Here is a 26753-nt window from a genome sequence, read left to right on the forward strand (position 1 = left end):
TCGTTCAATACGCATCCCGGGCGCCGGCACCCTCGCCCGCCCCGGTCCTGAATACCCCTGCGGCCCTGACCAGGCCCTCCGCCTGTTCCTGCAGCGACTGCGCCGTGGCCGACGCTTCCTCGACCAGCGCGGCGTTCTGCTGCGTCACCTGGTCCATCTGCGCGATGGCCTGGTTGATCTGCTCGATGCCCGAGGTCTGCTCCTGGCTCGCGGTCGTGATCTCGCCCATGATGTCGGTCACGCGCTTCACGCTGCCGACGATCTCCTGCATGGTCCGGCCGGCCTCGGCCACCTGCTTGCTGCCCGCCTCGACCTTCTCCACCGAGTCGCCGATGAGGGTCTTGATTTCTTTGGCCGCAGCGGCCGAGCGCTGCGCGAGGCTGCGCACTTCCGAAGCGACCACGGCGAAGCCCTTGCCTTGCTCGCCCGCGCGGGCCGCCTCGACGGCCGCGTTCAGCGCGAGGATGTTGGTCTGGAACGCGATGCCGTCGATCACGCCGATGATGTCGACGATCTTTTTCGACGAGGCATTGATCGAGCCCATCGTGTCCACGACCTGCGACACCACGGCGCCGCCCTTCACCGCCACTTCGGAGGCGGAGACGGCCAGCTGGTTCGCCTGCAGCGCGTTGTCCGCGTTCTGCTTCACGGTCGAGGTCAGCTCTTCCATCGATGCGGCCGTCTGCTCGAGCGAACTGGCCTGCTGCTCGGTGCGCGAGGACAGGTCCTCGTTGCCCGAGGCGATCTGGCTCGACGCCGACATCACGCCCGCGACGTTCGCGCCCACGTCGGCGACGATGGCGAAGAGGTTGGCGCTCATCTGGTTCAGCGCGCGCAACAGCCCCGCGATCTCGTCGCCGGGCCGCACCGTGAAGCGCACCAGGTCGCCGCCCGCGATGGTGCGTGCCACCTCGATGGCTTCGTCGAGCGGACGGAACACCGTGCGCCCGAGGAACGCCCCCAGGCCCAGCCACGCCAGCGCGGCGGCGAGGCCGCCCGCTGCCACGGCGTTGGGCAGCCAGCTGTGCGCGCCGGACGCAGCGGCCAGACGGGACGCTTCCGTCCAGCCCATCGCGCCCAGGCCCGCTGACAGCACCGCCGCCGCGACGGTCACGCCGAACACGCGGCGGCGCACCGGGATGCGCCGCAGCCGCGCCAACGGATTGGCCCAGCCGCTGCGCACCACTTCGCCCTGCAACAGTTCAAGGCCCTTGGCTTCGCCCTCGCGCATGCGGCGGTAGAGCGCATCGGCGGCGGCCACGTCGTCGCGCGCGGGGCGGCTGCGCACGGACATGTAGCCCTCCACGCGGCCCTGGTGGCGGATCGGCGTGACGTTGGCGAGCACCCAGTAGAAGTCGCCGTTCTTGCGCCGGTTCTTGATCAGCCCGGTCCAGGGCAGGCCCTGGTCGAGCGTGCGCCACAGGTCGGCGAAGGCCTCGGGCGGCACGTCGGGGTGGCGCACGATGTTGTGCGCCTTGCCCAGGAGTTCGGCGGCCGTGAAGCCGCTGGCCGCGACGAAGGCCGGGTTGACATAGGTGATGCGGCCCTTGAGGTCGGTGCGGGACACCAGGGCCTCTTCCTTCGAGAGTTCGTATTCGATGTCGGTGACGGGCAGATTGACACGCATGGCCGGTGCGTCGCCTTCAGGCCAAGGCCAGCGCGTTGCCGTGGCTGCTGCTGCCGCCGAGGCGGAACACGCCGACGACCTGCGACAGGCTGCCCGCCTGCTCCTGCAGCGACTGCGCGGCCGCCGAGGCTTCTTCGACCAGTGCCGCGTTCTGCTGCGTCACCTGGTCCATCTGCGTGATCGCCTGGTTGATCTGCTCGATGCCCGAGGTCTGCTCCTGGCTGGCGGCCGTGATCTCGCCCATGATGTCGGTCACGCGCTTCACGCTGCCGACGATTTCTTCCATCGTGCGGCCGGCTTCTGCGACTTGCTTGCTGCCTTCTTCGACCTTTTCCACCGAGTCGCCGATGAGGGTCTTGATTTCCTTGGCGGCGGCTGCGGAGCGTTGGGCGAGGCTGCGGACTTCGGATGCGACCACCGCAAAGCCTCGACCTTGCTCACCGGCACGCGCAGCTTCAACCGCCGCATTCAACGCTAGGATGTTGGTCTGGAACGCGATGCCATCGATGACGCCGATGATGTCGACGATCTTCTTGGAGGACGCATTGATCGAGCCCATCGTGTCCACCACCTGCGACACCACCGCGCCACCCTTGACGGCGACCTCAGAGGCAGAGACTGCCAGCTGATTCGCTTGCCGCGCGTTGTCCGCGTTCTGCTTCACCGTCGAAGTCAGCTCTTCCATCGACGCTGCCGTCTGCTCCAGCGAACTGGCCTGCTCTTCCGTGCGCGACGACAGGTCCTGGTTGCCCGAAGCAATCTGCCCCGAGGCCGTGGCGATCGTCTCCGTGCCCGTGCGCACTTCGCCCACCACCTTCGCCAAGTTGGCGTTCATGTCCTTCAGCGCCTGCATCAGCTGCCCGGTCTCGTCGCGGCTGTCCACGCGGATGTCCGCGCTCAGGTCGCCGGCAGCCACGGTCTCGGCCACTTCGAGCGCGTGGCCCAGCGGGCGCACGATGCCCAGCGTGAGGCGCCATGCGAACAGCGCGCCCAGCGCCAGCGCGATGGCCGAGAGCACGAGCAGCGTGGTGCGGCCCTCGGTGTGGTCAGCCGCGATGCCCTTGGCGGCGGCGTCGATCTTCTCGCGCTGGTGGTTGGCCAGGTTCTCGACGGCGCCGGCGTAGACGGCGAGCGCCGCGCTGAACTTGGTGTCGACCAGCACATTGGCTTCGTCGATCTTCTTCTCGTCCTTGAGCTTGTTGAGCGTGCCCACGGTCTCGAGCACGACCACGCGCGCCGCGACCACCGCGGCATAGAGCGCCTTTTCTTCCGGCGTGGCGAGCATGGCTTCCAGCTGCTTCTGCGCCGGCGTGATGCGCGCCGAACCCGCCGCCTGGAGCTTGGCGAAATAGGCCGCCACCTCGGGGTCGGTGGTCTTGACCATCGCGTAGTTGGCCACCGTGTTCGACTTGAGCAGGCTGAGCCATTCGGCCGCCAGCCGTTCCTTGACCAGCGCGCCCTGCACCATCTCGTCGGTGGCCTGCCCCACGTTCGTCAGGCGCAGCACGCCCGTGCCCGCAATGAACGCCATCAGCAGCAGCAGCACCGCGAAGCCGAGCCCCAGGCGGGTGCCGATTTTCAGATCCTTCAAACTCATTGCGCTTTTCTTCCTTCAATAACGGGGGACGGTGGCCGCATCGCGCGGCGGGCCACCGGCATGACATGACGGCATGGCGGGGCAGCGGCCTGCGCCACCCCGTCTCCCTGTTATCGGCAGCGCGCCGCCAGACTTGAGTCTTTTTTCTAAAGAAAGGCGCGGATCGGGGCGCGGGCGCATGCGTTCTCTGTCAGGCGTCGGTGGCGTTGACGTGCTGGAACACCCGGTCCAGCCGCTCGGCCACCTTGGCGTCGTGGTGACTTGCACGGGCCCGCGCGTGCGCCGCGAAGCCCGCGAGACCCAGGCCCGTCAGGCCGGCGGCGCCCGCCAGCGCCCACACGGCATGGAGCGCCCAGGCGCAGCCAGTGCCGACATGGAAGCCGAGGAAGAGCGCCACGGCCAGCAGCAGGAGCAATGCGGCGAAGCCCATGCCGACACGGCGCAAGGCTTTCGGATGGAAATGCGTGGACACGGGGCGTTCTCAGGCCGCAACGGCTTCGTCGGCGTCGAGCTTGAAGGTGCTCACGGCCTCGACCAGGGCGCCGGCCTGCTCCTGCAGCGATTGCGCCGCCGCCGAGGCTTCTTCGACCAGCGCCGCGTTCTGCTGCGTGACCTGGTCCATCTGCGTGATCGCCTGGTTGATCTGTTCGATGCCCGAGGTCTGCTCCTGGCTCGCGGCGGTGATCTCGCCCATGATGTCCGTCACGCGCTTGACGCTGCCCACGATCTCTTCCATCGTGCGGCCCGCTTCAGCGACTTGCTTGCTGCCTTCTTCGACCTTCTCTACCGAGTCGCCGATCAGGGTCTTGATTTCCTTGGCGGCGGCTGCGGAGCGTTGCGCGAGGCTGCGGACTTCGGAGGCCACGACAGCGAAGCCTCGGCCTTGTTCGCCGGCACGCGCAGCTTCAACCGCTGCATTCAACGCCAGGATGTTGGTCTGGAACGCGATGCCATCGATCACGCCAATGATGTCCACGATCTTCCTGGACGAGGCGTTGATCGACCCCATCGTGTCCACGACCTGCGACACGACCGCCCCACCTTTGACGGCAACTTCCGAAGCCGACACCGCCAGCTGGTTCGCCTGCCGCGCGTTGTCCGCGTTCTGCTTCACCGTCGAAGTCAGCTCCTCCATCGACGCTGCCGTCTGCTCCAGCGAACTCGCCTGCTCTTCGGTACGCGAAGAAAGATCCTGGTTGCCCGCCGCAATCTGCCGCGACGCCACCGCGATCGAATCGGTCGAGGCCTTGATGCGCGTCACGAGGTCGGTGAGCGTGTCTTCCATCTCGCCCATGCCGCGCAGCAGCCGGCCGAAGTCGCCGCCGCGCTCGGTCTCGAACTCCTGGCTCAGGTCGCCGGAGGCCACGGTCTCGGCGATCAGCAGCGCCTCGGCGACCGGATCGGCGATGCTGCGCGTGAGCAGCCATGCGAGCACCGCGCCCAGCGCCAGCGCGGCCGCGGCCAGCGCGACGATGTAGATGAGGCCCGCACGGTACTGCGCGTCGATGGCCGCGGCGGTGCTGTCGATGTGCTTTTGCTGGTGCGCCACCATGGCGCGGATGCCCGCGTCGTAGCCGTCGAGCATCGGCAGCAGCTGCGTGTCGGTGCGCGTCGCGGCCTCGTCCTTGCGGCCTTCGGTCTTCAGCTGGAGGATCTGCTGGCGCAGCGCGATGTACTCGCCGCGCCGCTTCTGGATGTCGGCGCTCAGCGCCAGCTCTTCCGGCGACACGAGCAGCGCCTCGAGCGCCTTCTGCGTCTCGGAGATGGTGGCGCTGGTGGCGGCGATCTGCTTTTGCAGGTGGGCCTGCACCTGCGCGTCGTCGCTCTTGAGCAGCGAGAAGGTGCGCACGCTGTTGGTGGCCGTGCCCAGCTGCCAGGCCGTGGCCAGGCGCTCCTTGGACAGGGTGCGCGAGGCCATGTCCTGCGTGGCCTCGCCCACGCCCTGCAGCCGCAGCACGCCGATGCCCGCCACGGCCACCAGCAGCGCCAGCACCAGCGCAAAGCCGGCGCCCAGCCGCATTCCGATCGTCCAGTTCTTTATCGTCATTCGCTTGTCTCCTCTCGGGGCCTCTCGTGTCGTTGTTCTCGGGTCCGGGCAGTCAGGCTGTGCGAAGGGCTCAGCCGAACTTCTGCATGATGCGAACCAGCTTCTCGCCGTACTTCGGGTCGGTGGCATAGCCCGCGCGCTGCAGGCCGTGCGCCGCCTGCGCCGGGTCGGCGGTGGCCAGCACGTTCGCGTAGCGCGGGTTGCGCGTGATGAAGCGCGCGTAGTCGGTGAAGGCCTCTTCGTACGAGGCGTAAGCACGGAACTTCGCGCGCACCTTCTGCGGCTCGCCGTCGATGTACTCGGTGGTGGTGGTCTCGACCGTCGCGCCCTTCCAGCCCTTGTCGGCCTTGATGCCGAAGAGGTTGAAGCTTTGCGTGCCGTCGTCGGCGCGGATCTCGCGCTTGCCCCAGCCGGATTCGAGCGCGGCCTGCGCCAGGATCAGCGGCGCGGGCACGCCGCTGGCGGCGCTGGCCGCCTGTGCCGAAGCGCCCATGCGGTCCACGAACGCATCGACCTGGCCTTGCAGCGAGGCGTTCGCGGCGGGTGCAGGGCCGTTCCTGACTTGATAGACGCCCAGGTCGGCCGCCGTCGACACGCGCGCGCCCGGCGCCGAGCCGATGGGAATGCCCGCGCGCGGGCCGTACGGCAGGCCGGCGGCCGGCTCCAGCGACATCGCCCGGGTGCCGATGCCATCGTCGGCTTCGGTCGCCGCCGAAGGCAGTTGCCGCCGAAGCTGCGCCAGCATCGCCTCGGCCAGCCCCACGCCGCGCCCCGAAAGGTTCTGCGTGAGCTGCTGGTCGAACATCGACAAGTAGACCTTCTGGTCCTGGCTGTCGAGCAGGCCGCTCGAAGGCGTCGCCTCGCGCATGCTCTTGAGCACCATGTTCATGAACAGCGCCTCGAACTGGCGCGAGACCTGCTGCAGGCCCTCTTCGGGCGAGGTGCGCACGGTGCGCCGCAGCGCATCGACGCCCTGCACGTCGAGTGCAAAGCGCTGGTCGAGCGCGCCGCTTCGGCTGGCCGCGTCGGCGCCGCTCCACGCACTGTTGGGAGAGATAGTCATGCCGTCGACCTCAGATGATCTCGAGCTCGGCGCTCAGGGCGCCGGCCGACTTCATGGCCTGCAGGATCGACACCAGGTCCTGCGGGTTGGCGCCCAGGCTGTTGAGCCCCTTGACCACATCGGCCAGCGAGGCCCCGCCGCGCACCATCTGGATCGCGCCGCCGCCCTGGTTGACGGAAATCTGCGAGGTCTGCGCCACCACGGTGCTGCCGCCCGAGAACGCACCCGGCTGGCTGATCACCGGCTCGGTGTTGATCACCACCGACAGGTTGCCGTGCGCGACGGCGCAGTCCTTCACGCGCACCGCCTGGTTCATGACGACCGAGCCCGTGCGCGCATTCACCACCACCCGCGCGCCCGCCTGCGTGGGCGTGACCTCGAGCTCCTGCAGCTGCGCGAGAAAGCCCACGCGCCGCTGCGGCTCGGGCGCCTGCACGCGGATCACGCGCGCGTCCATGGCTTCGGCGGTGCCGGCACCGAACTGGCGGTTGATGGCATCCGTGGCGCGCTGCGCGGTGCCGAAGTCGGAGCGGTTCAGCTCGATGGTGAAGGAGCCCTCCGCGCCCACCGGCGCCTCGACCGTGCGCTCCACCAGCGCGCCGGCGGGAATGCGCCCCGAGCTCAACTGGTTGACCTGCACTTTGCTGCCGTTGGCCGCGGCGCCCGCGCCACCCACCACCATGTTGCCCTGCGCCACCGCGTAGGTCGCGCCGTCCACGCCCTTGAGCGGCGTCATCAGCAGCGTGCCGCCGCGCAGGCTCTTGGCATTGCCCATCGACGACACGGTGACGTCGATGTTCTGCCCCGGCCGCGCGAACGACGGCAGCGTGGCCGTCACCATGACGGCCGCCACGTTCTTCAGCTGCATGTTCACGCCCTGCGGGATCGTGATGCCCAGCTGCTGCAGCATGTTGTTCAGGCTCTGCGTGGTGAACGGCGTCTGCATCGTCTGGTCGCCCGTGCCGTCCAGGCCGACCATGAGGCCGTAGCCGATGAGCGGGTTGTCGCGCACGCCCTGGATGCTGGCGAGTTCCTTCAGGCGCTCCGCATGCGCGGGCGCGATGAACAGGAGCGCGCACAGCGCCGCGATGCGCCAGCGATTCGAAAGGGGTGAAGCCTGGAGGTGTGTCATCAGAATGGCATCACGTTCAAGAAGATGCGCTGCATCCAGCCCATATGCTGGGCCTCATCGATGTAGCCCTTGGCCGAGTACTCGATGCGCGCATCGGCCACCAGCGTCGAGGGCACGGTGTTGTTGCCCGACACGGTGCGCGGGTTCACCACGCCCGAGAAGCGGATGTACTCGGTGCCCTGGTTGATGCCCATCTGCTTCTCGCCGCTCACCAGCAGGTTGCCGTTGGCCATGACGTCGGTCACGGTGACGGTGATCACGCCGTTGAAGGTGTTGTTGGCGTTGGCGCCGCCCTTGGCGTTGAGCGTGTTGGTGCCCGACAGCTTGGTCTCCTGCCCGTCGAGCAGGCCGCCGATGAGCTTGGGAATGGCCGCGAACACGCTGGTCGTGTTGCCCGTGCGGCTGGCATTGGCGCCCGAGTTCTTGGTCGCGTTGACCTTCTCGCTGATGAGGATGGTGAGGATGTCGCCGACGTTGCGCGGGCGGCGGTCTTCGAACAGCGCATTGGCGCCGGGGCCGTCCTGGAAGATCGCACCGGGAGCGCGGCGCGCCTGCACCGCCGCGTACTGGTCGGCGCGCGCCGTCATCGGCTGGTGCACCAGCGGCTCGCGCGGCACCTGCGCGCAGCCGGCGGCCAGCGCGGTGGCGAGCAGCAGCGCCGCCGCCCGGCGAAGAAGACGCACCCCCGCCCGCATCACAACTGGGCCAGGCGCTGCAGCATCTGGTCCGAGGTCTGGACCGCCTTGCTGTTGATCTCGTACGAGCGCTGCGTGGCGATCATGTTGACCAGTTCTTCCACCACGTTGACGTTGGAGGCCTCCACATAGCCCTGGCTCAGCGTGCCCGCGCCGTCCACGCCGGGGTTCACCTGGTTGGGTGCGCCGGAGGCGTCGGTCTCGGCATACAGGTTCTCGCCCTTGCTCTGCAGGCCCGTCGGGTTGACGAAGGTCGCGAGCTGCAGCTGGCCGACCTGCACGGTGTTGGTGCCGCCCGCCTGCACCACCGACACGATGCCGTCGCGGCCCACGGTGATGCTGGTGGCGTTGGCCGGGATGGTGATGGCCGGTTGCACCGGGAAGCCGCTGGCGGTGACCAGCTGGCCGTCGCGGTCGGTCTGGAACGAACCGTCGCGCGTGTACGAGGTGGTGCCGTCGGGCATCAGCACCTGGAAGAAGCCGCTGCCACTGATGGCCACGTCGGTCGGCTTGTCGGTCTTGGTGAGGTTGCCCTGCGAGTGGATGCGCTCGGTGGCGACCACGTGCACGCCGGTGCCCACCTGCAGGCCCGAAGGCAGGCGCGTCTGGTCGGAGCTCTGGCCGCCGACCTGGCGCAGGTTCTGGTAGACCAGGTCTTCGAACACGGCGCGGCTGCGCTTGAAGCCGGTGGTGCCGACGTTGGCCAGGTTGTTGGAGACCACGTCGAGCTGCGTCTGCTGCGCGTCCAGGCCGGTCTTGGCGATGTAGAGGGAGCGGATCATTGAAAGGAGTTCCTGGAAGAGGGTCAGCCGTAGGCCAGCAGCTTGTTGGCGGTCTGCGCGTTGATGTCGGCGGTCTGCAGCGACTTCATCTGCATCTCGAAGCTGCGGGCGTTGGCGATCATGGCCACCATGGCATCGACAGGCTGCACGTTGCTGCCCTCGATGGCGCCCGAGATGAGCGTGACGGCCTCGTCGGCCTCGGCCGGTGGCAGGTCGGCGCGCATGCGGAACAGGCCGTCGTCGCCGCGCACGAGGTCGGTCACGGGCGGGTTGACCAGCTTGAGACGCCCCACCTCGGCGATGCCGGTGAGCGTGGTCGAGGCCGCGTCGCGCGAGCCCACGAGGCCGTTGGACGCGATGCTCACGGCCGAACCCGGCGGCACGGTGAGCGCGCCGTTGTCGCCCACCACGGGGCGCCCGCCCATCGTCGTGAGCTGGCCGTCGGCGCCGATCTGCAGGTTGCCGACGCGCGTGTAGGCCTCGCTGCCGTCGGCCGCCTGCACCACCAGCCAGCCCGGGCCGCCCACGGCCACGTCGAGCGCGCGGCCGGTCTGCGTGAGCGGGCCGTGCGTGAAGTCGGCGCCGGGCGTGGTGGCGGCCACGAAGGCGCGCGTGGGCGCTTCTTCGCCGACCACGGGCACGGCGCGGAAGGTCGCGATCTGCGCGCGGAAACCCGGCGTCGAGACGTTCGCCATGTTGTTGGCGACCACGGCCTGCTGCTCCATGGCCTGCTTGGCGCCGCTCATGGCGACATACAGCATTCGATCCACGAAGTGCTCCCGATCAGCGGATGTTCATGAGCGTCTGCATGACCTGGTCCTGCGTCTTCACGGTCTGCGCATTGGCCTGGTAGTTGCGCTGCGCGACGATGAGGTTCACCAGCTCGGAGGTCAGGTCGACGTTGGACGACTCCAGCGCGCCCGAGGCCAGCGAGCCGGCCTTGGTGCCTTCGCCCGGCGTGCCGGTGAGCGCGTTGCCCGAGGCCTGCGTCTCGGCCCACACGTTGTTGCCCTTGGGCTCCAGGCCGTTCGGGTTGGCGAACGACGACAGCACGACCTGGCCCAGCAGGCGCGTCTGCTCGTTGGAGAACTTGCCGGTGATGGTGCCGTCGGGGTTGATCGAGAACGCGGTGAGCTCGCCCGACTTGTAGCCGTCCTGGCCCAGCTTGCTCATGCCGTTGGCGCTGCCGAACTGCGTGGTGCCCGTGAGGTCGACCGAGGCGGTGAGCGGCGAGGCGCCGTTGGTGAAGGTGAGCGGCCCGATGTTGAACGCGCCCGAAGCCGGCGCGGTCATGACGCCCTTGGCGTCGAAGGTCACGTTGGACAGCGCGGCGCCGCCGTTCAGCGGTGCGCCGTCGGAGGTGCCGTACACGTTCCAGGTGTTGGCCGCGGTCTTCACGAAGTACACGGCCACGTCGTGCGGGTTGCCCAGCGAGTCGTAGATGGGGCCGATGGCGTTCGGGTAGTTGTAGGTGGCCGCGTCGGTGGGGTTGAACGGCGTCTTGGCGGGCACCGTGCTGCGCGCGTCGAGGTTGAACTGCGCGTCGATGTTGGCCGTGGGCTTGGGCGGCATCATGCCGCCCTGCACCTGGATCGGGCCCGGCGTGCCGCCGCTGATGCCGCCGCTGGCGTTGGCGCCGTAGCCGGTGAGCTGCAGGCCCTGCGCGTTGACGATGTAGCCGTCCTTGTCGCGCGTGAACTGGCCGTTGCGCGAATAGAAGACCTCGCCGCTGGGGCTGGCCAGGCGAAAGAAGCCGTCGCCGTTGAGGATGGCCACGTCCAGCGGGCGCGTGCTCGACTGCGTCACGCCCTGCGTGAAGTTCTGCGTCACGCCCGACACCGAGGCACCCAGGCCCACGCGCGAGCCGGCGTACACGTCCTGGAAGGTGGCGGCGGCCGACTTGTAGCCCACCGTGCCCGAGTTGGCGATGTTGTTGCCGATGACGTCGAGGTTGGCCGCGGCCACGCCGAGTCCGCTGATGCCTTGGGAGAAACTCATGAGGGGGTCCTTGTTCGGTGCGAGGAAGAAGAGTGCGAAGGGCGCGGCCCGCACGGGCCACGCCGAAGACGAAGACGAAAGCTCAGAGGAACAGGCGCACGTCGCCCAGCCCGATGCTGGCGCCCGAGGCCAGCTCCAGCGTGACGCCGCCGGCGCCCTGCTTCACGGCGGCCACCTGCGAGAAGGTGAGCGCGGTGGCCTTCACCGTGGTGCCGTTGTTGCTGGCATCGACCGTGAAGCGGTAGGCACCCGGCGGCACCGCCACGCCCAGGTCGTCCTTGCCGTCCCAGGTGACGGCGTTGACGCCTTCCTTCATGGCGCCCGCGTCGAGCGTGCGGATCACCTTGCCGGTGCTGTCGACGATCTTGATCTCGACGTCGGCGGCGGTGCCCGGCAGCTGCACGGCGAAGGCCTGCGTGGCGGGGTCCTTGCCGTCCTCGGGCTTCTTGGTGGTGAGCACGTCGCCGGGCGACAGCACGTTGTAGCCGATGAGCGAGGTGGCCTGCAGCAGCTGGTTGGCGCCGGTCTGGTTGACCAGGCCGGAGAGCGTGGCGTTGAGCTTCTCGATGCCGCTCACGGTGCTCATCTGCGCGAGCTGCGAGGTGAGCTCGGCGTTCTGCATCGGGTTGAGCGGGTCCTGGTTGTTCAGCTGCGTGACGAGCAGCTTGAGAAAGCGCTGCTCGCTGTCGGCACTGGAGACGTTGTTGTTGCTGTTCGCCGCCGTGGGCGCGTTCAGCCCGCTGATGGACGACGTGTCGGAGAGGGCCATGGGGTCAGTGTTCTTCCTGCGGGAGGCGCGTGGGCGTGCGGGGGTTACTGGCCGATGGTCAGCGTCTTGACCATCAGCGTCTTGGCGGTGTTGAGCACCTCGACGTTGGCCTGGTAGCTGCGCGAGGCCGAGATCATGTTGGTCATTTCCTCGACCACGTTGACGTTGGGCATCGCCACGTAGCCCTGCGCATTGGCGTGCGGGCTCTTGGGGTCGAACACCAGCTTGGCGGGCGACGGGTCTTCGATGACACCGGCCACCTTGACACCGCCGATGTCGCGGCGGCCCGAGGCCGCCACTTCGAACACCACCTGCTTGGCGCGGTAGGGCTGGCCGTCGGGGCCGGCCACGCTCTCGGCGTTGGCGAGGTTGCTCGCGGTCACGTTCATGCGCTGCGATTGCGCGGTCATGGCGGAGCCCGCCACGTCGAAGATGTTCATGGCTGTACCGCCGACAGGAGCGACTTGATCTTGGCGTTGATGAGGGTGAGGTTCGACTCGTAGCGCAGCGCGTTGTCGGCGAAAGCGACGCGCTCGACGTCCATCTCGACCGTGTTGCCGTCGAGGCTGGACTGGTGCGGCACGCGGTACAGCAGGTCGTCGCCGGCCGTGGCCTGCGCCTGGCCCGCGAGGTGGCGCGACGAGGTGGTGGCCATCGACACCGACGAGGCGGCGCGGCCGCGCTCGACGGCCTCGCTCAGGCGCGCGCCGAAGTCGAAGTCGCGCGCCTTGTAGTTCGGCGTGTCGGCATGGGCGATGTTGGCCGCGAGCACCTCCTGGCGCTGGGCCCGGAGATGGAGCGCTTCGCGGTGGAAGCGAAACGCCGCATCCAGCTTGTCGATCATCTTTGTTCCATCTGTTGAGGCGTCGCCAGTGCACGGGGCGCAGCGACCGATGGAAAGCAAGTCTATGCATGCGGCGCGTTGGCAATCGCCCGAACAAAGGGGGGTTTCGCCTGCTGCTCGCACCTTCGCCGGCGGGGTGAATTCATAAGAATCCAGGGGCGCCGGTTGCGGCTTTCCTGCATCGGCGTCCTCATTTTTCTGGCCCTCTTCTTTCGCTTTCGATGACCCTCTCGCCGCTTCGCCAACGCCTGCTGCGCACTGCCTGCGCAGTGGGGGTGTCGTGCGCGATGTCGACCGGTGCGCTCGCCGGCGACGTGGCCGCGAAGGCGGTCGAAACCTACCTCCAGGTGCAAAGTGCCGGCCTGCCGGGCAAGGTGACGGTCAGCCTCGAAGGGCGCGGCACCGAGGCCCTGCCCGCGTGCGAAGCGCCCGAGGTGTTCCTGCCGCCGGGCGTCACGCCGTGGGGCCGCATCTCGGTGGGTGTGCGTTGCCATGCCGAGCGGCCGTGGACGCGCTTCGTGCAGGCGCGTGTCGCGGTGGAAGGCCGCTACCTGGTGGCGGCGCGTGCCATCGACGCGGGCCGGGCGCTGGGCGCCGGCGACGTGGTCGAGCGCACCGGCGACCTCACGCGGCTGCCGCGCTCGGTGGTCACCAGCGCGGCCGAACTGGTCGGCGTGGTGAGCGCCAACCGCGTCGCGCCCGGCGCTCCGATCCGCAAGGAACTGCTGCGCGGCGTCGCCGTGATCCAGCAGGGCCAGGCCGTGAAGGTGGTGGCGCAGGGGCCGGGCTTTGTCGTCAGCACCGAAGCCAAGGCCCTGAGCGGCGCCGCGGTGGGCGCGGTGGTGCAGGCCAAGACGCTGGACGGCCGGGTGATCCGCGGCGTGGCCGACGAGGAAGGACAGGTCCGGCTGGTGCAGTAGCGGCCGCCGCGTTGGCGCAGGCTTCACTTCATGCACGCCCTTCCTAAAGTTCTTGCACCGGCTGCCGATATACGGGTCAGCCCCTGAGGAATCACCTTGAAAATCGATCCCACCGCCCCTTCGGCCACGCCCCTGCACCGCACGCCCGCACCGGGCGCGCCGGCTCCGTCGACGTCCGCCGAGGCCGTGCAGCGCCCGAAGGAAGCGGCGCCCGTTTCCGCGCTCGTCCATGCGATGCCCGCCGCCGTGGGGGGCAGCGATTTCGACGCCGCGCGCGTGGCCGCGATCCGCGAGGACATCCGCGCCGGCCGCTACGAGATCCGCCCCGAGCGCATCGCCGACGGCCTGCTGGCCAGCGTGCGCGAGCTGCTCGCACCGAAGGGCCAGGCATGAGCACCTTGCTGGCGCACCTGCGCGCGGAAGCGGGCTGCATCGGGGAATTTGTCGTGGCGCTGGACCAGGAGGCGCAGGCCATGTCCGCCAGTGACTTCGACGCGCTGAACGCCATCGCCGGCCGCAAGACCGCGCTGCTGGACCGGATGGCCGAACTCGACCAACAGCGCGAATCGCTGCAGGCGGCGCTGGGCTTCGGGCCCGGCCGCGCGGGTGCAGATGCCGCCGCGGCCGCGGGCGGTGCGCCGACGCGCCAGGCCTGGAGCGAACTGCTCGCGCTTGCAGAGGATGCGCGCAACCGCAACCTGCACAACGGCACGCTGGTGTACGCGCACCTGGACTTCACGCAGCAGGCGCTGCACTTCCTGCAGGCCCGCGCCCAACCTTTCTACGGCCCCGACGGCGTGCGCAAGACGCAGGCCGGCGCGGGCACCCGGCTGGCCGCCGGCTGAACACCAGCCGTGAACGCGTCCGCACGCTTCGTTCCCCGACGCACCGCGATCCTGCGGGTGCTGATGCTGTGGCTCGCGTGCGCCGGCGCCCAGGCCTTCGAACTGGCGCCCGCCGTGCGCCCGGACGACGCCATCAACCTGGGCCAGCTGCACCCGGTGCGCGCGGCCGTCGGCGAGACGGCGCGCATCGCCTACTCGGGCGCGGCCATGGCCATTGCCATGTCGGCCGCCTACGTGCCGACGTACCGGCCGGGCGAACAGTCGATCGGCCTGGCCTTCGGCAGCTACCGGGGCTATTCGGCCGCGGCGCTGGGCTTCAAGCGCAGCTCGGACGACGGCGACATGGCCTGGGGCATGGGCGTGTCCAGCACGGGCCGGGACTGGGGCTTCAACGCGGGCATCGGCTGGAAGCTGCCGCGCAGCACGGCCGCCGCCCGCCCCTGAGCCCACGCCATCGCCCCGGGACGCCCTTCACCACCTTCGCATGGATGCCACCGACATGAAGACCTCTCCTGCCACGCCAACGCCCCGTCACGAGAAGGTCGCACGCCGGGGAGCCCGCGCGTGATGGCCGCGCAGCAGGGCGCGCGCCGCATCGCGATGGTGGGCTGCGACGAGGCGCAGCAGGCCGGCTGGGGCAACCGCCTGCGCCTGATGGGCTGCGATCCCGTGTGCTTCGACGACAGCACGGACTTCCTGCTGGCCATCACCCAGGGCCTGCAGTTCGGCCTGCTGCTGGTGGTGCTGAAGGATGAAGGCGCCTGGCCGATCCTCACGGCGATGTGCCGCGCGCTGCGCATTCCCATCTTCCTGGTGGCGCGCGCCTCGCAACGCGACCTGCTGGTCGACGTGCTGTCGGCCGCGGGCGGCGAGACGCAGGGCGCGAGCATCGACTTCGCGGTGCTGCCCGTCGACGAGTTCGAGGTGGAGTTGCGCGTGCGCGAATCGCTGCGGCGCAACCGCACGTTGCTGCAGCCGCACGCCACGGCCGCGTGCTTCGGCGACTACCAGTTCCTGGGCGAGCGCCGCGTGGTGGTGTGCCACGGCACCGAGGTGCGCCTGAAGCCACGCGAGTTCGAACTGGCGCTGCTGCTGTTTCGCAACGCCGGCCGGCTGCTGGAGCGCGACTGGCTGCTGGCCTCGCTGTGGGTGGATGCGCGCATCGAACGCACGAGCCGCACGCTGGACTGCTGCGTGGCCAGCATCCGCCGCAAGCTCTCGCTGCACAAGGGCGGCGAGTTCGTGCTGGTCTCGGTGTATGGAAGGGGCTACGAGCTGCGGCACATGGCGCCGGCCGCGCGGCGCGCGTCGGACGTCGACGAGGCGCCGCTGATCGACACCGCGGACTTCCCGGACACCTCGAACGAGCCGGTGTGGCTCGGCGAAAGCGCGCGGGCCTGAACATGCGCCCGCGCGACAAGAAAACCGTGACGACCTCCGGCCTCGAGGAACCACCCCGAAGGGCGGGTGCCGAAGCGTCCTCTACCAACGCCAGAAGACCGTCGCCGCCAGTATCCGCGCCTTAGCTGAAGACAGGCTGAAGCCCCGCACAAAACCCTTCTGCTTCCGCACTCAGCCGCCAGTCAGTGAACGCACGTTCAATGGCGGGCACATCGTGAGGGGGAGATTCATTGCAGGACACCATGAGACTACTCGCAGAGGCATCGCTGATTCTTGCCCTGGCCATCGTCCTCGGCGGGTTGGTGCTGGGCCTTCTGGCCGGTCCGCAGCACCCCGACGACCCGGAGTAAACCGTCGGGAGCCTTGCGCGGCTGCGCAGAACTACAGCGCAGCCAGCGGTTTCGCGTCGATGGCCTTCAGCAGGGCCTGCAGCGCCTGGGTGCCCTGGCTGTCGAGTCCGAGCAGCGGCGCGCGCGGCACGCCCGCTTCGAAGCCGCGCAGGCCCAGGCCGGCCTTGATCGTCGTGGGCAGGCCACCCTGCAGGATGAAGCGCAGGATCGGCAGCTGGGCGTAGAACACGCAGCGCGCGCGGTCCAGGTCGCCTGCGGCGCAGATGTCGTAGAGCGCCAGGGGCCACTCGGGGATCAGGTTCGGCGCGGCGGTGCACCAGCCGATGGCGCCGGCCGCAAAGGCTTCGAGCGCCAGCGGGTTGCTGCCGTTGAAGAACGGAATGCGGCCATCGGACAGCTGCATCAGCGTGTGCATGCGCTGGATGTCGCCCGAACTCTCCTTCACCATCGTGGCGTTCGCGATGTCCTTGACGATCCGGACGATCAGTTCCGGCTTCATGTCGACGCCGCTGGTGGCCGGGTTGTTGTAGACCATGATCGGCACGCCCACGGCCTGCGAGATCGTGGCGTAGTGGCGAAAGATCTCGTCGTCCGAGAGCTTCCAGTACGACACCGGAAGCACCATCACGGCATCGGCGCCCGCCGCTTCCGCGAACTTCGCCTTGCGCACCGCGTTGCGCGTCGTCAGGTCGGAAATGCCCACGATGACCGGCAGGCGCTTGTTGACCTGCTGGATCGACGCTTCGGCGACGGCGTCCCACTCGGCGTCGTCCAGGTAGGCGCTTTCGCCGGTGCTGCCCAGCGGGGCGATGCCGTGCGAACCGCGTTCGACGAGACGGTCGATGAGGCCGCGCACGGCCGCAAGGTCGACACGGCCCGAGGCCTTGTCGAATGGCGTGACGGGGTAGGAAATGACGCCTTTGAAGGGAGTGCTCATGATGGCTTCGGAATCTTTCGGTGAAGGGATCGAATGCACGCCGCTCAGCGCGAACGGATGCAGTCCGCGTGGCGGCCGGTGCGCAGGGTGCGGCGCGCGTAGTACGCGAAGGCCGCCTCGTTGCGCTTGGGACGCAGGATCCAGTCGTGTGCTTCACGGCCCAGGGCCGGATCGATGGGCTGGATCGCCCCTGCAGCCGCAGCCAGCAGCTGCATCCTGGCCGCGCGCTCGAACGCGATCGCCAGCACGCAGGCGGCCTCGACGCTTTCGGCCGCCACCAGCAGGCCATGGTGCGAGAGCATCAAGGTGCGCTTGCTGCCCAGTGCCGTCGAGATGAGCTCGCCCTCCTCGTTGCCGACCGGCACGCCGGGCCACTTCGGAACGAAGGCCACGTCGTCGTACAGCACGCAGTTGTCCATGTGGGAAACCTCCAGCGGCACTTCGAGCATGCTCAGGGCCGCCGCGTGCAAGGCGTGCGTGTGGATGATGCAGTTGACGTCCGGCCGCGCACGGTAGACCCACGAGTGGAAGCGGTTGGCGGGGTTGGCCATGCCTGAACCGGACTTGACGTTCAGGTCTTCGTCGACGACCAGCAGGTTGTCTTCCGATATCTCGTCGAATCCCAGGCCCAGGCGCTGCGTCAGGTAGGTGCCGTGAACCTCGGTGCGCGTGGTGATCTGGCCCGCGAGGCCGGAGTCGTGCCCGTTCTCGAAGAGGATGCGGCATGTCAGCGCCAGCTTCTGGCGCAGCGTGTACTCCGATGGCAACAGGGTCGTTTCCATCTCGGCATTCGCCTTGTCGATCAAGGCTTCTTTGTTGAGGGAAAAAGTGTCTTCTGACATAGCGATCGCTCCCGTATCAGCGTTGAGAAAAAGTCAGCCCGAGGTTTCGAGCGTCGAAAGGGTGAGGTCCGGTTGTCCCGGAAACAAAGGCGCGTAGCCCGGCAGGCCTTCGATGCGGTCGATCCAGCGCTGCACCTGCGGGTAGCGGCCGAGATCGAAGCCGCCCATCGGCGCCATGCGGGTGTACGGATACAGGGCGATGTCCGAAATGCTCGGTGCCGTTTCCGTGGAGACCCACTGCCGGCCTGTTGCCAGGCGCGCTTCGAGAATCGCCAGCGCGTCGTGGCCTTCCTGGCGCCACGCGCGCGCTGGGGCGTCGGCGGGCGTGAGGTCTTTGCGCAGGGCCAGGTGCAGCCGCAGCTGGGCCAACGGTCGCATGTGCTGCTCTTGCTCGAAGTGCATCCATGCGAGCGTCTGCGCCTGCTCGTGGAGCGCCTGGGGCCACCACGGCGTGCCCTGCGCCAGATAGAAAAGGATGGCGCCCGACTCGCTCAGCATGCGGCCGTCGTCCAGTTCGAGCACGGGCACCCGCTTCATCGGTGCGTGGGCGAGGAAGCTTGCGGACTGCAGGTCGCCGCGGTCGATCGACAGCGTGGTTCGCTGCAGATCGATGCCCACGAAGCTCGCCAGGAGCCGGACCTTCCAACAGTTGCCGGAGCGCTGTGTGTCGATGATGCGCATGGCGGTCAGTCCACCTTGGTGCCGGCGGCCTTGGTGATGCGCGTCCACTTGTCGGTCTCGCTGCGCACATGCTTCAGGTAAGCCGCTTCACCCGTAGGCAGCGGCTCGACGCCGATCTCGGCCAGCTTGGCCTGCAGCTCGGGGCGGGCCAGGGCCCGCGCCAGGGCCTCGGACAACAGCGTGGTCTGTTGCTTGGGCGTGCCCGGTGGCGCGAGCAATGCGTTCCACGACCCGATCAGGAAGGTCGGCACACCGGCTTCGGCGCTGGTCGGCACCTTCGGCATGGCGCCACTGCGCGCGTCGTCGGCGATGACCAGGGCCTTCAGGCGCCCGGCCTGGACCTGGCTGCGGATGACGGGAATGGCGTCGATCACGATCTGCACCTGCCCGCCCAGCGCGGCGTTGATGGCCTCGGCACCGCTCTTGAACGGCACATGGACGATCTCGGTGTTGGTGGCGATCTTGAAAAGCTCCAGCCCCAGGTGCGGCGAGCTGGCATTGCCCGCGGAGCCGGCGTTGAGCTTGCCGGGGTTGGCCTTGGCATAGGCCACCAGGCCCTTCACATCGTCGACGCGCAGCGCGTCGTTCACGACCAGCACGTACGGCGAGTTGCTCACCAGCGAGACGGGCGCGAAGGCGCTCGCGTCATAGGCAAGTTTGCTGTAGATCATCTTGTTGACGACCTGTGTACCGACCGTGCCCAGCAGCAGCGTGTAGCCGTCGGGCGCGGCCTGGGCGAGCGCCTGCGCCGCGATGTTGCCGCCCGCGCCGGCGCGGTTGTCGATGATCACCGACTGCTTGAGCTCTTCGCCCAGCTTCTGTCCCACCAGCCGCGCCACGACGTCGGTGATGCCGCCCGCACCGAACGGCACGATCAGCTTGATGGGTTTGGCGGGGTAAGCCGCCTGCGCAAAAGCGGGCCGGGGAAGGGCCACGACCGTGGCCGCGCACAGCACCGCGCCGAGCAGGGCCGCGGCAGTGAGAAATGGATTTTTCCAGCAAAAAGACGGGAAATTCGACATGACATACTCCAAAAGAACCCAACGGTGCAGCGACAAATCGGTGTCGCGGCTCAGGACTCAAATGTACGATAGGACTCATGTGTCCTGCAAGAAACCATGACGATCAAGTTGAAACTCCTGCGCACCCAGGCGGGAATGACGCTGGAAGAGCTTGCGCAAGCAGCTGAGCTCACGCGCAGTTATGTCTCCAAGGTGGAGCGTGGTTTGGCGAACCCGTCGGTCGGCGTTGCGCTGAAACTCGCCAAGGCGTTGAAGCTGCCGGTGGACGAGTTGTTCGGCCAGGCATCGACGAGCAGCTCGGTCACGATCACGCGCTCCGCCGACGCCAAGGCGAAGCAAAAAGACGAAGGCGCCCCGCGGCTGGTCGCGGGCACGGCACCCGGTCAGCGCGTGGTCGCCTTCGTGTTGCAGCCCGGTCGGGACAAAGGCGCGAAGCACCTGAAGAGCGACCACGAGGGCGAAGAGCTCATCTATGTCCTGAGCGGCGAGGTCAGTCTCGAACTCGACGACAAGACCGAGGACCTGGTCGCCGGAGACTGCGTGCATTTCAACGCCTCCGTGCCGCACCGACTGATCTGCACGAGCAAGAAAGCGGCGGAAGTTCTGTTGGTGATTGCGAGCCCCTCCACCGCCTCGTAAGGCGATGTGCTTGCAGCACACAAGCCTGGCGCGTTTCGCTTGATGCGCCTCATGCGACTGACGATCGCGCGCGAACACCGCCGCCTGTTTCTTCCAGCCAACGGTCGCTGAAAGACCTGTCGAAAACCTGCCTGCGCTGGCGACAATCCGTCGCCCGCCGCCGGCAGTACACACACGCCACCGCAGCGCGTCGCGTCGCGTCTCATCGCGACAGGGAGGCGCGACCACGCTCGCGCCTCCGGCCTCATGCCCAAAAAGTCAGAACTACAAAGGAGAAGAACCATGACGCACGCGCGCAAGCTCGTGACCCTGATCGCCAGCCTCGTCCTGTCCGCCTGTGGCGGCGGCGGCGGGGATTCCGGCGGCGCCGGCTTTGCCGGGATGGGCATCCCCGGCACGCCGGGCACGTCCACCGGTGCACCGGACGATGGCACGACCACGCCGCCGGTGAGCCGCGTCGACGCGGCACTCGACAGCGGAGACCCGAGTGGCCTGCGGCCCGAGGACCGCGCCACGCTGCTGGAGCGCGCGACGCGCAAGGCCATCGAACTGCGTGCGCGCCCGCAGCAGGTATTGGCCGACATCTACAACACGAAGGGCCAGGTGCCGAACCTTGCCCTCAGCATCGGCTCTGGCAGCAGCACGACGCTGGTCTCGGCAGGTCTCACGCAGGCGATCCCTTTCATCGTCTCCGATGACGGCACAGGAATGGCCGCCGTCACGGAAGTGGGCGCAGGCCGCGCCCTGGCCTATGGCGCAAACGTTCTCTCCTGGATGGCAGGGTCTGCAACGGAACAGCAGCATCTGCCGCTGTTTACCCGCGCCTTCACTTGGGTGATGACCGGCCAAGCCGACGGCAGCCTGCCGGCGACCCTCAGGTTCAGCCAGTCGGGCTACGACTCCAAAGTGGTCAAGAACTTCGCGAGCCGCCTTGGCAAGCAGACCCAGGAGATCAGTTGTGACATCGCTTCGCCTGCCAACACCTGTTGGGGCGACGCTGACTTGCTCGTTTTCGGCGCCGGCGTGAAGGACAGTGCAGGCTTGGGCGAGCTGGTGCGCAGCTACGTGAAGGCGGGCAAGGCCGTGATCTACATGCACGGCAGTTGGCAGCCTTCTGACGGTGGAACGCGTCTGCTGGCAGGCCTGGGCATGAACCTTGGCGGCTATCCAGGGAATTATTTCGCAACCGCCCCGCACTATTCGGTGAACACCAACCGCACCGCCGCCAACAGCCTTGCACGCGCCGATCAGCTCGGCACGCTGGTGCAGACGCTCCAATGGCTCGCCAAGGAAAAGTACACCCAAGACTTCACCGTGGACCCCACGCCCGTCGACGGAATCGATCTGGCGCGCAATGACATGCAGGGCTACGAAGCAGCGGGCCAGAAGGTCTTCAAGGCAGAAAGCACCGAGCTGCAGCGCCTGCTGGTGCTGTGGGCCGATGAATGGCGCCGTGAAATCGCCTACGGCAAGATCAACCGCACCAGCGATGCAGCCAACTTCCTGCGCGCCTATGCGTCCGATTCGTGGCAGGCCTTCGGCCGCACCGCGACCACGACGCAACCGGGCGGCCAGGGCGACTACATGCCCGCCGGCGCACAGAAGCTCGCCACGAGCAGCGACTACGAAACCATCGAGCTCACGCTCCCGCAAGGCAGCGGCAAGACGGCGATCGGCCGGGGCGCCATTCCAGCGAAGGCCGTGGCACTCGAGATCGCCGAGGCACCCGTCGGCGTGAACCTCGGTGTGCAGACCAGCCACATCCGCACCTACGGCAACCCGCTGACGGACGCCGGCAATTACATCCGCCCGCGCCAGGCGCCGTCATGGACCGTGCCACTGCAACGCGATGCCGTCAACGACTTCGTCACGCCGTTCGGAGGCCCGCTGTTCCTGAGCTACAGCGGCGCCACCGCCGGGCAGAAGGTCAAGCTGCGCGTCAAGGGCGCCATCCAATACGCCCACTTCGACTTCAGCCAGGGCACGCCCGCGCAAGCCGAACTGGACGCCGCCATGGCCGCACTGCAGCGCCAGGACTACGGTTGGTCCACCTTCAAGTTCCGCGGCGGTGAGCTGCAGCAGACCATCGCCGTCGCGCTCAAGAGCTTCAAGTCGGGCATGCCGACAGGCACGCTGAGAACGCCGCAAGACCTCGTCACGCGGCGCATCGAGGGCATCCTCATGGACACCAACCACATGTCCAACGGCTACAACGACATGAAGATGCCCAGCACCGTGTCGACCTTGTGCACCAGCTTCGCGTGGGCCTGCGACGACGCCGTGCACAACGCGCCGGGCGTGCAGCACTTCGTGAGCTGGCTGCCGAGGTGCGGCAGTGGTTGCTCGGGCAACCCGATCGACTCCGACAACTGGGCCATGGACATCGGCTGGGGCTGGCCGCACGAGCTGGGCCACAACACCGTGCAGCCCTGGATGCAGATCGTGATCGACGGCAAGGGCTGCAGCACCGAGTGCGACAACAACACGCTGTCGAGCGCCCACATGCTGCGCCGCTACGCCGTCCTCGGCGAGGACGACAGCGGCACCCGCACCGCCCACGCGGCCCTGTACAAGATGATCCAGGACAACCGGGCGCTCGCGCTCAGCGGTGAGCCGCAGCGCGCGGACATGCAGGCCCGCCTGTGGGGTGGCCCGGAGCAAAGCCCCATGCTCGCCATGTACTTCCAGCTGGCTTTTCTCTACACCCATGCCCGCCACAGCGAAGCCCAGCCCACCGCCGCGAGCACGATCGAGTTCCTCACGTTGCTGTCGAAGGGCGGGCGCCTGGTCGCCAAGAAGTGGAGCACCAACACGGCGGGCAACTACGGCATGAGCGGCTACACCAGCAACGACATTTCGAACCACGAACTGCTGTACGTGCTGAGCTCGAAGATCATCGGCCAGGACCTGCGCAATGTCTTCGCCATGTACGGCGTTCCGCTCACGCAGCCCGCGCTGGATTCGGTGGCGGCGCTGACGCTTCCGATGGCACCGCAACGGTTCTATGCCCTGGGGGCCAACAAGGCCAACCAGCTGTCGACGGGGCAGTGGCTGTCGGTGCAGGGGCAGACGCCGGCCTTTCCGTTCTGAGCGGGCGGGGCATGGTCACGGCGTCCCGTCGTGACCATGCATTGTCTTCAGCATCACGCGGAAACTGCAGATCGTTGATTGCCGTCGAGCGACCCGCACGTCCGTGCAGATCGACATGCGCCAGGGTACCGAGGCACGTCTTCTTTCTGCCACACGATGAGCGTGCAGGGTCCGCGATGCGCCGCGTTCCCGCGCAAGCCTCGCTCTCGGCACGTGTGTGGCGGTTCCATCCGCGAGCGCCTGCTTTGCCTTTCCACGTTGCGATCGTTGTCCTGCGCTCTCTGCATCCGCCCAGACATACGACCGACGGCCCCGTCGCACGCAAGCCAAATCGCCTTAAAAAGCGCATCATCTTCACTGACGAACCCACGGTGCAGACTGTTCGCGAGGCAGAGCATGACTTGGTTCAAGAAGCTTTTCTGGATCGGCGCGGGACTCGCCGTGGGAGGCGGGTTTGCCCTGTTCGTGCTGGACGAATTGAAGACGTCCCGGCTGCAATCGGCCCTGTGGCGCGACTTGGCCGAGGGCGCCCGCTTCAGCGTCGAAGACGGTGCCAGCGACGCCATCCGCTTTCCCCGGACCGGGCCCTACGACGAGCGGCTGGGCTACCACCAGCTCCCGGGCTACATCGACCGCCTGGCGCCGCAGGGCTATGTCGTCACCCGCCAGGCCCGCATGTCGCCGCGGCTGATCGAACTGCAGGACTACGGGCTCTTCGCGCCCTACCGTGAGAAAAACCAGGCCGGCCTGACCGTGCGCGACTGCCGGGACACGGCGCTGCTGCACACCCGCGTGCCCCAGCGCGCCTACGAGCGCTTCGAGGAGGTGCCGCCGCTGCTGGTGAGCGCCCTGCTCTTCGTCGAAGACCGCCACCTGCTGGACGCGCAGCCGCTGCAGCGCAACCCCGCGATCGATCCGGAACGCTTTGCCAAGGCGACGCTCGAGCAGGCGCTGCGCGCGGTCGGCCTGGGCCAGACGGCGACGGGCGGCAGCACGCTGGCCACCCAGCTCGAGAAGTACCGCCATTCGCCGCAGGGCCGCACCGGGTCGGTCGGCGACAAGCTGCGCCAGATGGCGTCGGCCTCGCTGCGCGCCTACCAGGACGGCGAGGACACGCAGGCGCGGCGCCGCCAGATCGTCGTCGACTACCTCGACACCGTGCCGCTGGCCGCGCGCCCGGGCATGGGCGAGGTGCACGGCCTGGGCGACGGCCTGTGGGCCTGGTACGGGCGTGACTTCGGCGAGGTCAACCGCCTGCTCGCCGACCAGGCGGAAGAGGCGGCAGCGCCCACGGACGAGGCGCTGCGGCAGCAGGCCGAGGCCTTCAAACAGGCGCTGTCGCTGATGATCGCGCAGCGCCGCCCGTCGCAGCACCTGCTCGGCGACGGCGCCGGCCTGACGCGGCTGACCGACAGCTACCTGCGGCTGATGGCCGAGGCCGGCCTGATCTCACCCACGCTGCGCGACGCGGCGCTGCCGCTGTCCTTGCACCTGCAGCCACCTTTGCCGCCGACGCCCCGGCCCGACTTCGTGCAGCGCAAGGCCGCGACCGCGCTGCGCACCCACATCGCCACGCTGCTCGACGTGCCGCGGGCCTACGACCTGGAGCGCCTGGACCTCGAGGCCGAAACCAGCCTGGACGGCGAAGCGCAAGCGCTGGTGGCGCGCGTGCTGGCCGGGCTGCGCACGCCCGCCGCGACGAAGGCGGCGGGGCTGGTGGGCTCCCACATGCTCGACCCGGGCGCCGACCCCAGCCCGCTGATCTACAGCTTCACGCTGTTCGAGCGCAGCGCCGGGAGCAACCTGCTGCGCATCCAGGCCGACAACATCGATCAGCCCTTCGACGTGAACCAGGGCGCGCGGCTGGACCTGGGCTCGACCGCCAAGCTGCGCACCCTGGTGAGCTACCTGGAGCTCGTGGCCGAGCTGCACGCGGGCTGGGTCGACCTGAGCCCGGCCCAGCTGTCGGCGCTGGCGCCGAACCCGCGCGACCCGCTGGGCACCTGGGCCCGGCAGTACCTCCTGCGCGCCAAGGACCGCCGTCTTGCGCCGATGCTGGAGGCGGCCATGGAGCGCAAGTACTCGGCGAACCCGGGCGAGGCCTTCTTCACCGGCGGCGGCCTGCACCAGTTCGAGAACTTCGAGCGCTCGCGCAACAGCAGTTCGATGACGGTGCGCGAAGGCTTCAAGCATTCGGTCAACCTGGTGTTCATCCGCCTGATGCGCGATCTGGTGCGCCACCGCATGTTCGGCGGCGCGTCGGGCGCCGAGCGCCTGCTGAAAGACCCCGCCGACCCGGGCCGGCGCGAGCTGCTCGCGCGCTTTGCCGACCGCGAGGGCTCGGCCTTCCTCACCCGCTTCCATCGCAAGTACCAGCACCTGCCGGCCGCGGACGCCGAGGCGCTGCTGCTGCGTAGCCTGAGGCCGTCGGCACCGCGCCTGGCGAGCGTGCTCTTCACCATCGAGCCCGAGGCCGACGACGCACGGCTCGACGCGCTCCTGGTGCAACGGCTGGGCCGCGGCGCCGACTCGCCGCGCGCATTGGGGGCGCTGCGCCGCACCTACGCCGGCCTGTCGCTGGCCGATCGCGGGTATGTCGCGCGCGTGCATCCGCTGGAGCTCTGGCTGGTCGGTTACCTGCGGCGCCACCCCGGCGCCTCGCTGACCGAGGTACTGGACGCGAGCACGCGCGAACGCCAGGAGGTCTACGCCTGGCTCTTCAAGACGCGCCACAAGAGCGCGCAGGACAGGCGCCTGCGCGAGCTGATCGAACTCGACGCCTTTGCGCAGATTCACCGTTCATGGCAGCGCGTGGGTTACCCCTTCGCATCGCTGACGCCGTCCTACGCGAGCGCGATCGGCGCGTCGGGCGACCGGCCGGCCGCCCTGGCGGAGCTGATGGGCATCCTCGCGAACGATGGCGTGCGGCTGCCCACGCAACGGGTCGGCGCCCTGCACTTCGCGCGCGACACGCCCTACGAGACACGGCTGGAGCCGCGCCATGCGAGCGCGCAGCAGGTGCTGCCCGCCGAGGTGACCGCCACGGTGCGCCGTGCCTTGGTCGAGGTCGTGAACGACGGCACCGCACGGCGGCTGAAGGGCGCACTGGTGGATGAGAACGGCCGCGCCCTCGAGATCGGCGGCAAGACCGGCACCGGCGACCACCGCTACGAACAGACCGGCCGCGGCGGACGGGTGATTTCGCAGCGCAAGATCGACCGCTCGGCCACCTTCGTGTTCATGATCGGCGACCGCTACTTCGGCACGATCCTGGCCTACGTGCACGAGCCCCACGCCGCCCGCCATCGGTTCACGAGCGCGCTGCCGACGCAGCTGCTGAAGTCGCTGGGGCCGCAGTTGCTGCCGGTGCTGCAGCGCAGGGGGTGTGGGGAGCCGCAGCAGCGGGCGCCATGAGGCGACATGGGCGGCCCAAAGACAAAGCCCCTGTAGCAGGGCTGCTACAGGGGCTTGA

Annotated in this window: 25 protein-coding genes; 8 read left to right on the plus strand and 17 right to left on the minus strand. The window is 68.5% G+C overall.

Features of this window, described 5'->3' with window-relative positions; translation table 11 throughout:
• Positions 1-4 precede the first annotated feature (4 nt).
• The 13 genes from AC3WQR_RS09030 to flgB all read right to left on the minus strand — a co-directional run bounded on the left by AC3WQR_RS09030 (position 5) and on the right by flgB (position 12554).
• Positions 5-1627 (minus strand): methyl-accepting chemotaxis protein, encoded by a 1623-nt coding sequence (locus AC3WQR_RS09030; RefSeq protein WP_492741795.1) that lies wholly within the window; start codon positions 1625-1627, stop codon positions 5-7.
• 16 nt (positions 1628-1643) lie between these two features.
• Positions 1644-3224, minus strand: coding sequence for a methyl-accepting chemotaxis protein (locus tag AC3WQR_RS09035; RefSeq protein ID WP_492741796.1), 1581 nt, complete (start codon positions 3222-3224; stop codon positions 1644-1646).
• A gap of 190 nt (positions 3225-3414) precedes the next feature.
• A complete protein-coding gene (locus AC3WQR_RS09040) occupies positions 3415-3696 on the minus strand; it encodes a hypothetical protein (protein ID WP_307637168.1) in 282 nt (93 codons plus the stop codon).
• 9 nt (positions 3697-3705) lie between these two features.
• The gene (locus AC3WQR_RS09045; protein WP_492741797.1) at positions 3706-5271 is read right to left on the minus strand and encodes a methyl-accepting chemotaxis protein; all 1566 of its coding nucleotides are present in this window, start codon (positions 5269-5271) and stop codon (positions 3706-3708) included.
• A gap of 70 nt (positions 5272-5341) precedes the next feature.
• A complete protein-coding gene (gene flgJ / locus AC3WQR_RS09050) occupies positions 5342-6334 on the minus strand; it encodes a flagellar assembly peptidoglycan hydrolase FlgJ (RefSeq protein ID WP_492741798.1) in 993 nt (330 codons plus the stop codon).
• 10 nt (positions 6335-6344) lie between these two features.
• Entirely contained in the window at positions 6345-7466 is a 1122-nt protein-coding gene (locus AC3WQR_RS09055) for a flagellar basal body P-ring protein FlgI (protein ID WP_492741799.1), read from the minus strand.
• Positions 7466-8161 (minus strand): flagellar basal body L-ring protein FlgH, encoded by a 696-nt coding sequence (locus AC3WQR_RS09060; RefSeq protein ID WP_095946601.1) that lies wholly within the window; start codon positions 8159-8161, stop codon positions 7466-7468. The genes AC3WQR_RS09055 and AC3WQR_RS09060 overlap by 1 nt, the downstream gene beginning before the upstream one ends.
• Positions 8161-8943 carry a flagellar basal-body rod protein FlgG gene (gene flgG, locus AC3WQR_RS09065; protein ID WP_070061530.1) on the minus strand — a complete coding sequence of 261 codons (783 nt, stop codon included), beginning with the start codon at positions 8941-8943 and terminating at the stop codon, positions 8161-8163. The genes AC3WQR_RS09060 and flgG overlap by 1 nt, the downstream gene beginning before the upstream one ends.
• 23 nt (positions 8944-8966) lie before the next feature.
• Positions 8967-9713, minus strand: a complete 747-nt coding sequence (locus AC3WQR_RS09070; protein ID WP_492741800.1) for a flagellar basal body rod protein FlgF — start codon at positions 9711-9713, stop codon at positions 8967-8969.
• A 13-nt stretch (positions 9714-9726) separates the two neighbouring features.
• On the minus strand, positions 9727-10941 hold the full coding sequence (gene flgE, locus AC3WQR_RS09075; RefSeq protein ID WP_095747489.1) for a flagellar hook protein FlgE: 1215 nt from the start codon (positions 10939-10941) through the stop codon (positions 9727-9729).
• Between the two features lie 82 nt (positions 10942-11023).
• Positions 11024-11710, minus strand: a complete 687-nt coding sequence (locus AC3WQR_RS09080) for a flagellar hook assembly protein FlgD (RefSeq protein ID WP_070061527.1) — start codon at positions 11708-11710, stop codon at positions 11024-11026.
• 44 nt (positions 11711-11754) lie between these two features.
• The gene (flgC, locus tag AC3WQR_RS09085; protein ID WP_307586288.1) at positions 11755-12150 is read right to left on the minus strand and encodes a flagellar basal body rod protein FlgC; all 396 of its coding nucleotides are present in this window, start codon (positions 12148-12150) and stop codon (positions 11755-11757) included.
• Positions 12147-12554: a flagellar basal body rod protein FlgB gene (gene flgB, locus AC3WQR_RS09090; protein ID WP_062469229.1), complete on the minus strand. Its 408-nt coding sequence runs from the start codon at positions 12552-12554 to the stop codon at positions 12147-12149. The genes flgC and flgB overlap by 4 nt, the downstream gene beginning before the upstream one ends.
• A 221-nt stretch (positions 12555-12775) precedes the next feature.
• Between flgB and flgA the strand changes: the two genes are divergently transcribed.
• The 5 genes from flgA (at position 12776) to AC3WQR_RS09115 (ending at position 15720) form a co-directional block, all read left to right on the plus strand.
• Positions 12776-13474 carry a flagellar basal body P-ring formation chaperone FlgA gene (gene flgA / locus AC3WQR_RS09095; protein WP_492741801.1) on the plus strand — a complete coding sequence of 233 codons (699 nt, stop codon included), beginning with the start codon at positions 12776-12778 and terminating at the stop codon, positions 13472-13474.
• Positions 13475-13570: 96 nt separating this feature from the next.
• Entirely contained in the window at positions 13571-13867 is a 297-nt protein-coding gene (gene flgM / locus AC3WQR_RS09100) for a flagellar biosynthesis anti-sigma factor FlgM (protein ID WP_492677384.1), read from the plus strand.
• The gene (locus AC3WQR_RS09105) at positions 13864-14319 is read left to right on the plus strand and encodes a flagella synthesis protein FlgN (RefSeq protein WP_492741802.1); all 456 of its coding nucleotides are present in this window, start codon (positions 13864-13866) and stop codon (positions 14317-14319) included. The genes flgM and AC3WQR_RS09105 overlap by 4 nt, the downstream gene beginning before the upstream one ends.
• A gap of 9 nt (positions 14320-14328) precedes the next feature.
• Positions 14329-14763, plus strand: coding sequence for a YadA-like family protein (locus AC3WQR_RS09110; RefSeq protein ID WP_492741803.1), 435 nt, complete (start codon positions 14329-14331; stop codon positions 14761-14763).
• Positions 14764-14886: 123 nt separating this feature from the next.
• Positions 14887-15720: a response regulator transcription factor gene (locus AC3WQR_RS09115; protein WP_390350035.1), complete on the plus strand. Its 834-nt coding sequence runs from the start codon at positions 14887-14889 to the stop codon at positions 15718-15720.
• Between the two features lie 381 nt (positions 15721-16101).
• On the opposite strand, the gene AC3WQR_RS09120 is transcribed toward AC3WQR_RS09115, so the two are convergent.
• From AC3WQR_RS09120 to AC3WQR_RS09135, 4 genes are read right to left on the minus strand one after another with little or no spacing between them, the layout of a single operon-like run.
• The gene (locus tag AC3WQR_RS09120; RefSeq protein ID WP_492741804.1) at positions 16102-17007 is read right to left on the minus strand and encodes a dihydrodipicolinate synthase family protein; all 906 of its coding nucleotides are present in this window, start codon (positions 17005-17007) and stop codon (positions 16102-16104) included.
• A gap of 44 nt (positions 17008-17051) precedes the next feature.
• A complete protein-coding gene (locus AC3WQR_RS09125; protein WP_095745943.1) occupies positions 17052-17849 on the minus strand; it encodes an aldolase in 798 nt (265 codons plus the stop codon).
• 33 nt (positions 17850-17882) lie between these two features.
• A complete protein-coding gene (locus AC3WQR_RS09130) occupies positions 17883-18530 on the minus strand; it encodes a glutathione S-transferase family protein (RefSeq protein ID WP_492741805.1) in 648 nt (215 codons plus the stop codon).
• A 5-nt stretch (positions 18531-18535) separates the two neighbouring features.
• A complete protein-coding gene (locus AC3WQR_RS09135) occupies positions 18536-19552 on the minus strand; it encodes a Bug family tripartite tricarboxylate transporter substrate binding protein (RefSeq protein ID WP_492741806.1) in 1017 nt (338 codons plus the stop codon).
• 96 nt (positions 19553-19648) lie between these two features.
• On the opposite strand from AC3WQR_RS09135, the gene AC3WQR_RS09140 reads away from it, so the two are divergent.
• The 3 genes from AC3WQR_RS09140 to AC3WQR_RS09150 all read left to right on the plus strand — a co-directional run bounded on the left by AC3WQR_RS09140 (position 19649) and on the right by AC3WQR_RS09150 (position 26695).
• Positions 19649-20191, plus strand: a complete 543-nt coding sequence (locus AC3WQR_RS09140) for a cupin domain-containing protein (RefSeq protein ID WP_492741807.1) — start codon at positions 19649-19651, stop codon at positions 20189-20191.
• Positions 20192-20473: 282 nt separating this feature from the next.
• Positions 20474-23281: an ImpA family metalloprotease gene (locus tag AC3WQR_RS09145; protein ID WP_492741808.1), complete on the plus strand. Its 2808-nt coding sequence runs from the start codon at positions 20474-20476 to the stop codon at positions 23279-23281.
• Positions 23282-23677: 396 nt separating this feature from the next.
• A complete protein-coding gene (locus AC3WQR_RS09150; protein ID WP_492741809.1) occupies positions 23678-26695 on the plus strand; it encodes a transglycosylase domain-containing protein in 3018 nt (1005 codons plus the stop codon).
• The last annotated feature ends 58 nt before the right edge of the window (positions 26696-26753 follow it).

This window comes from Variovorax sp. FW305-3-2-15-B-LB1 (assembly GCF_058787635.1).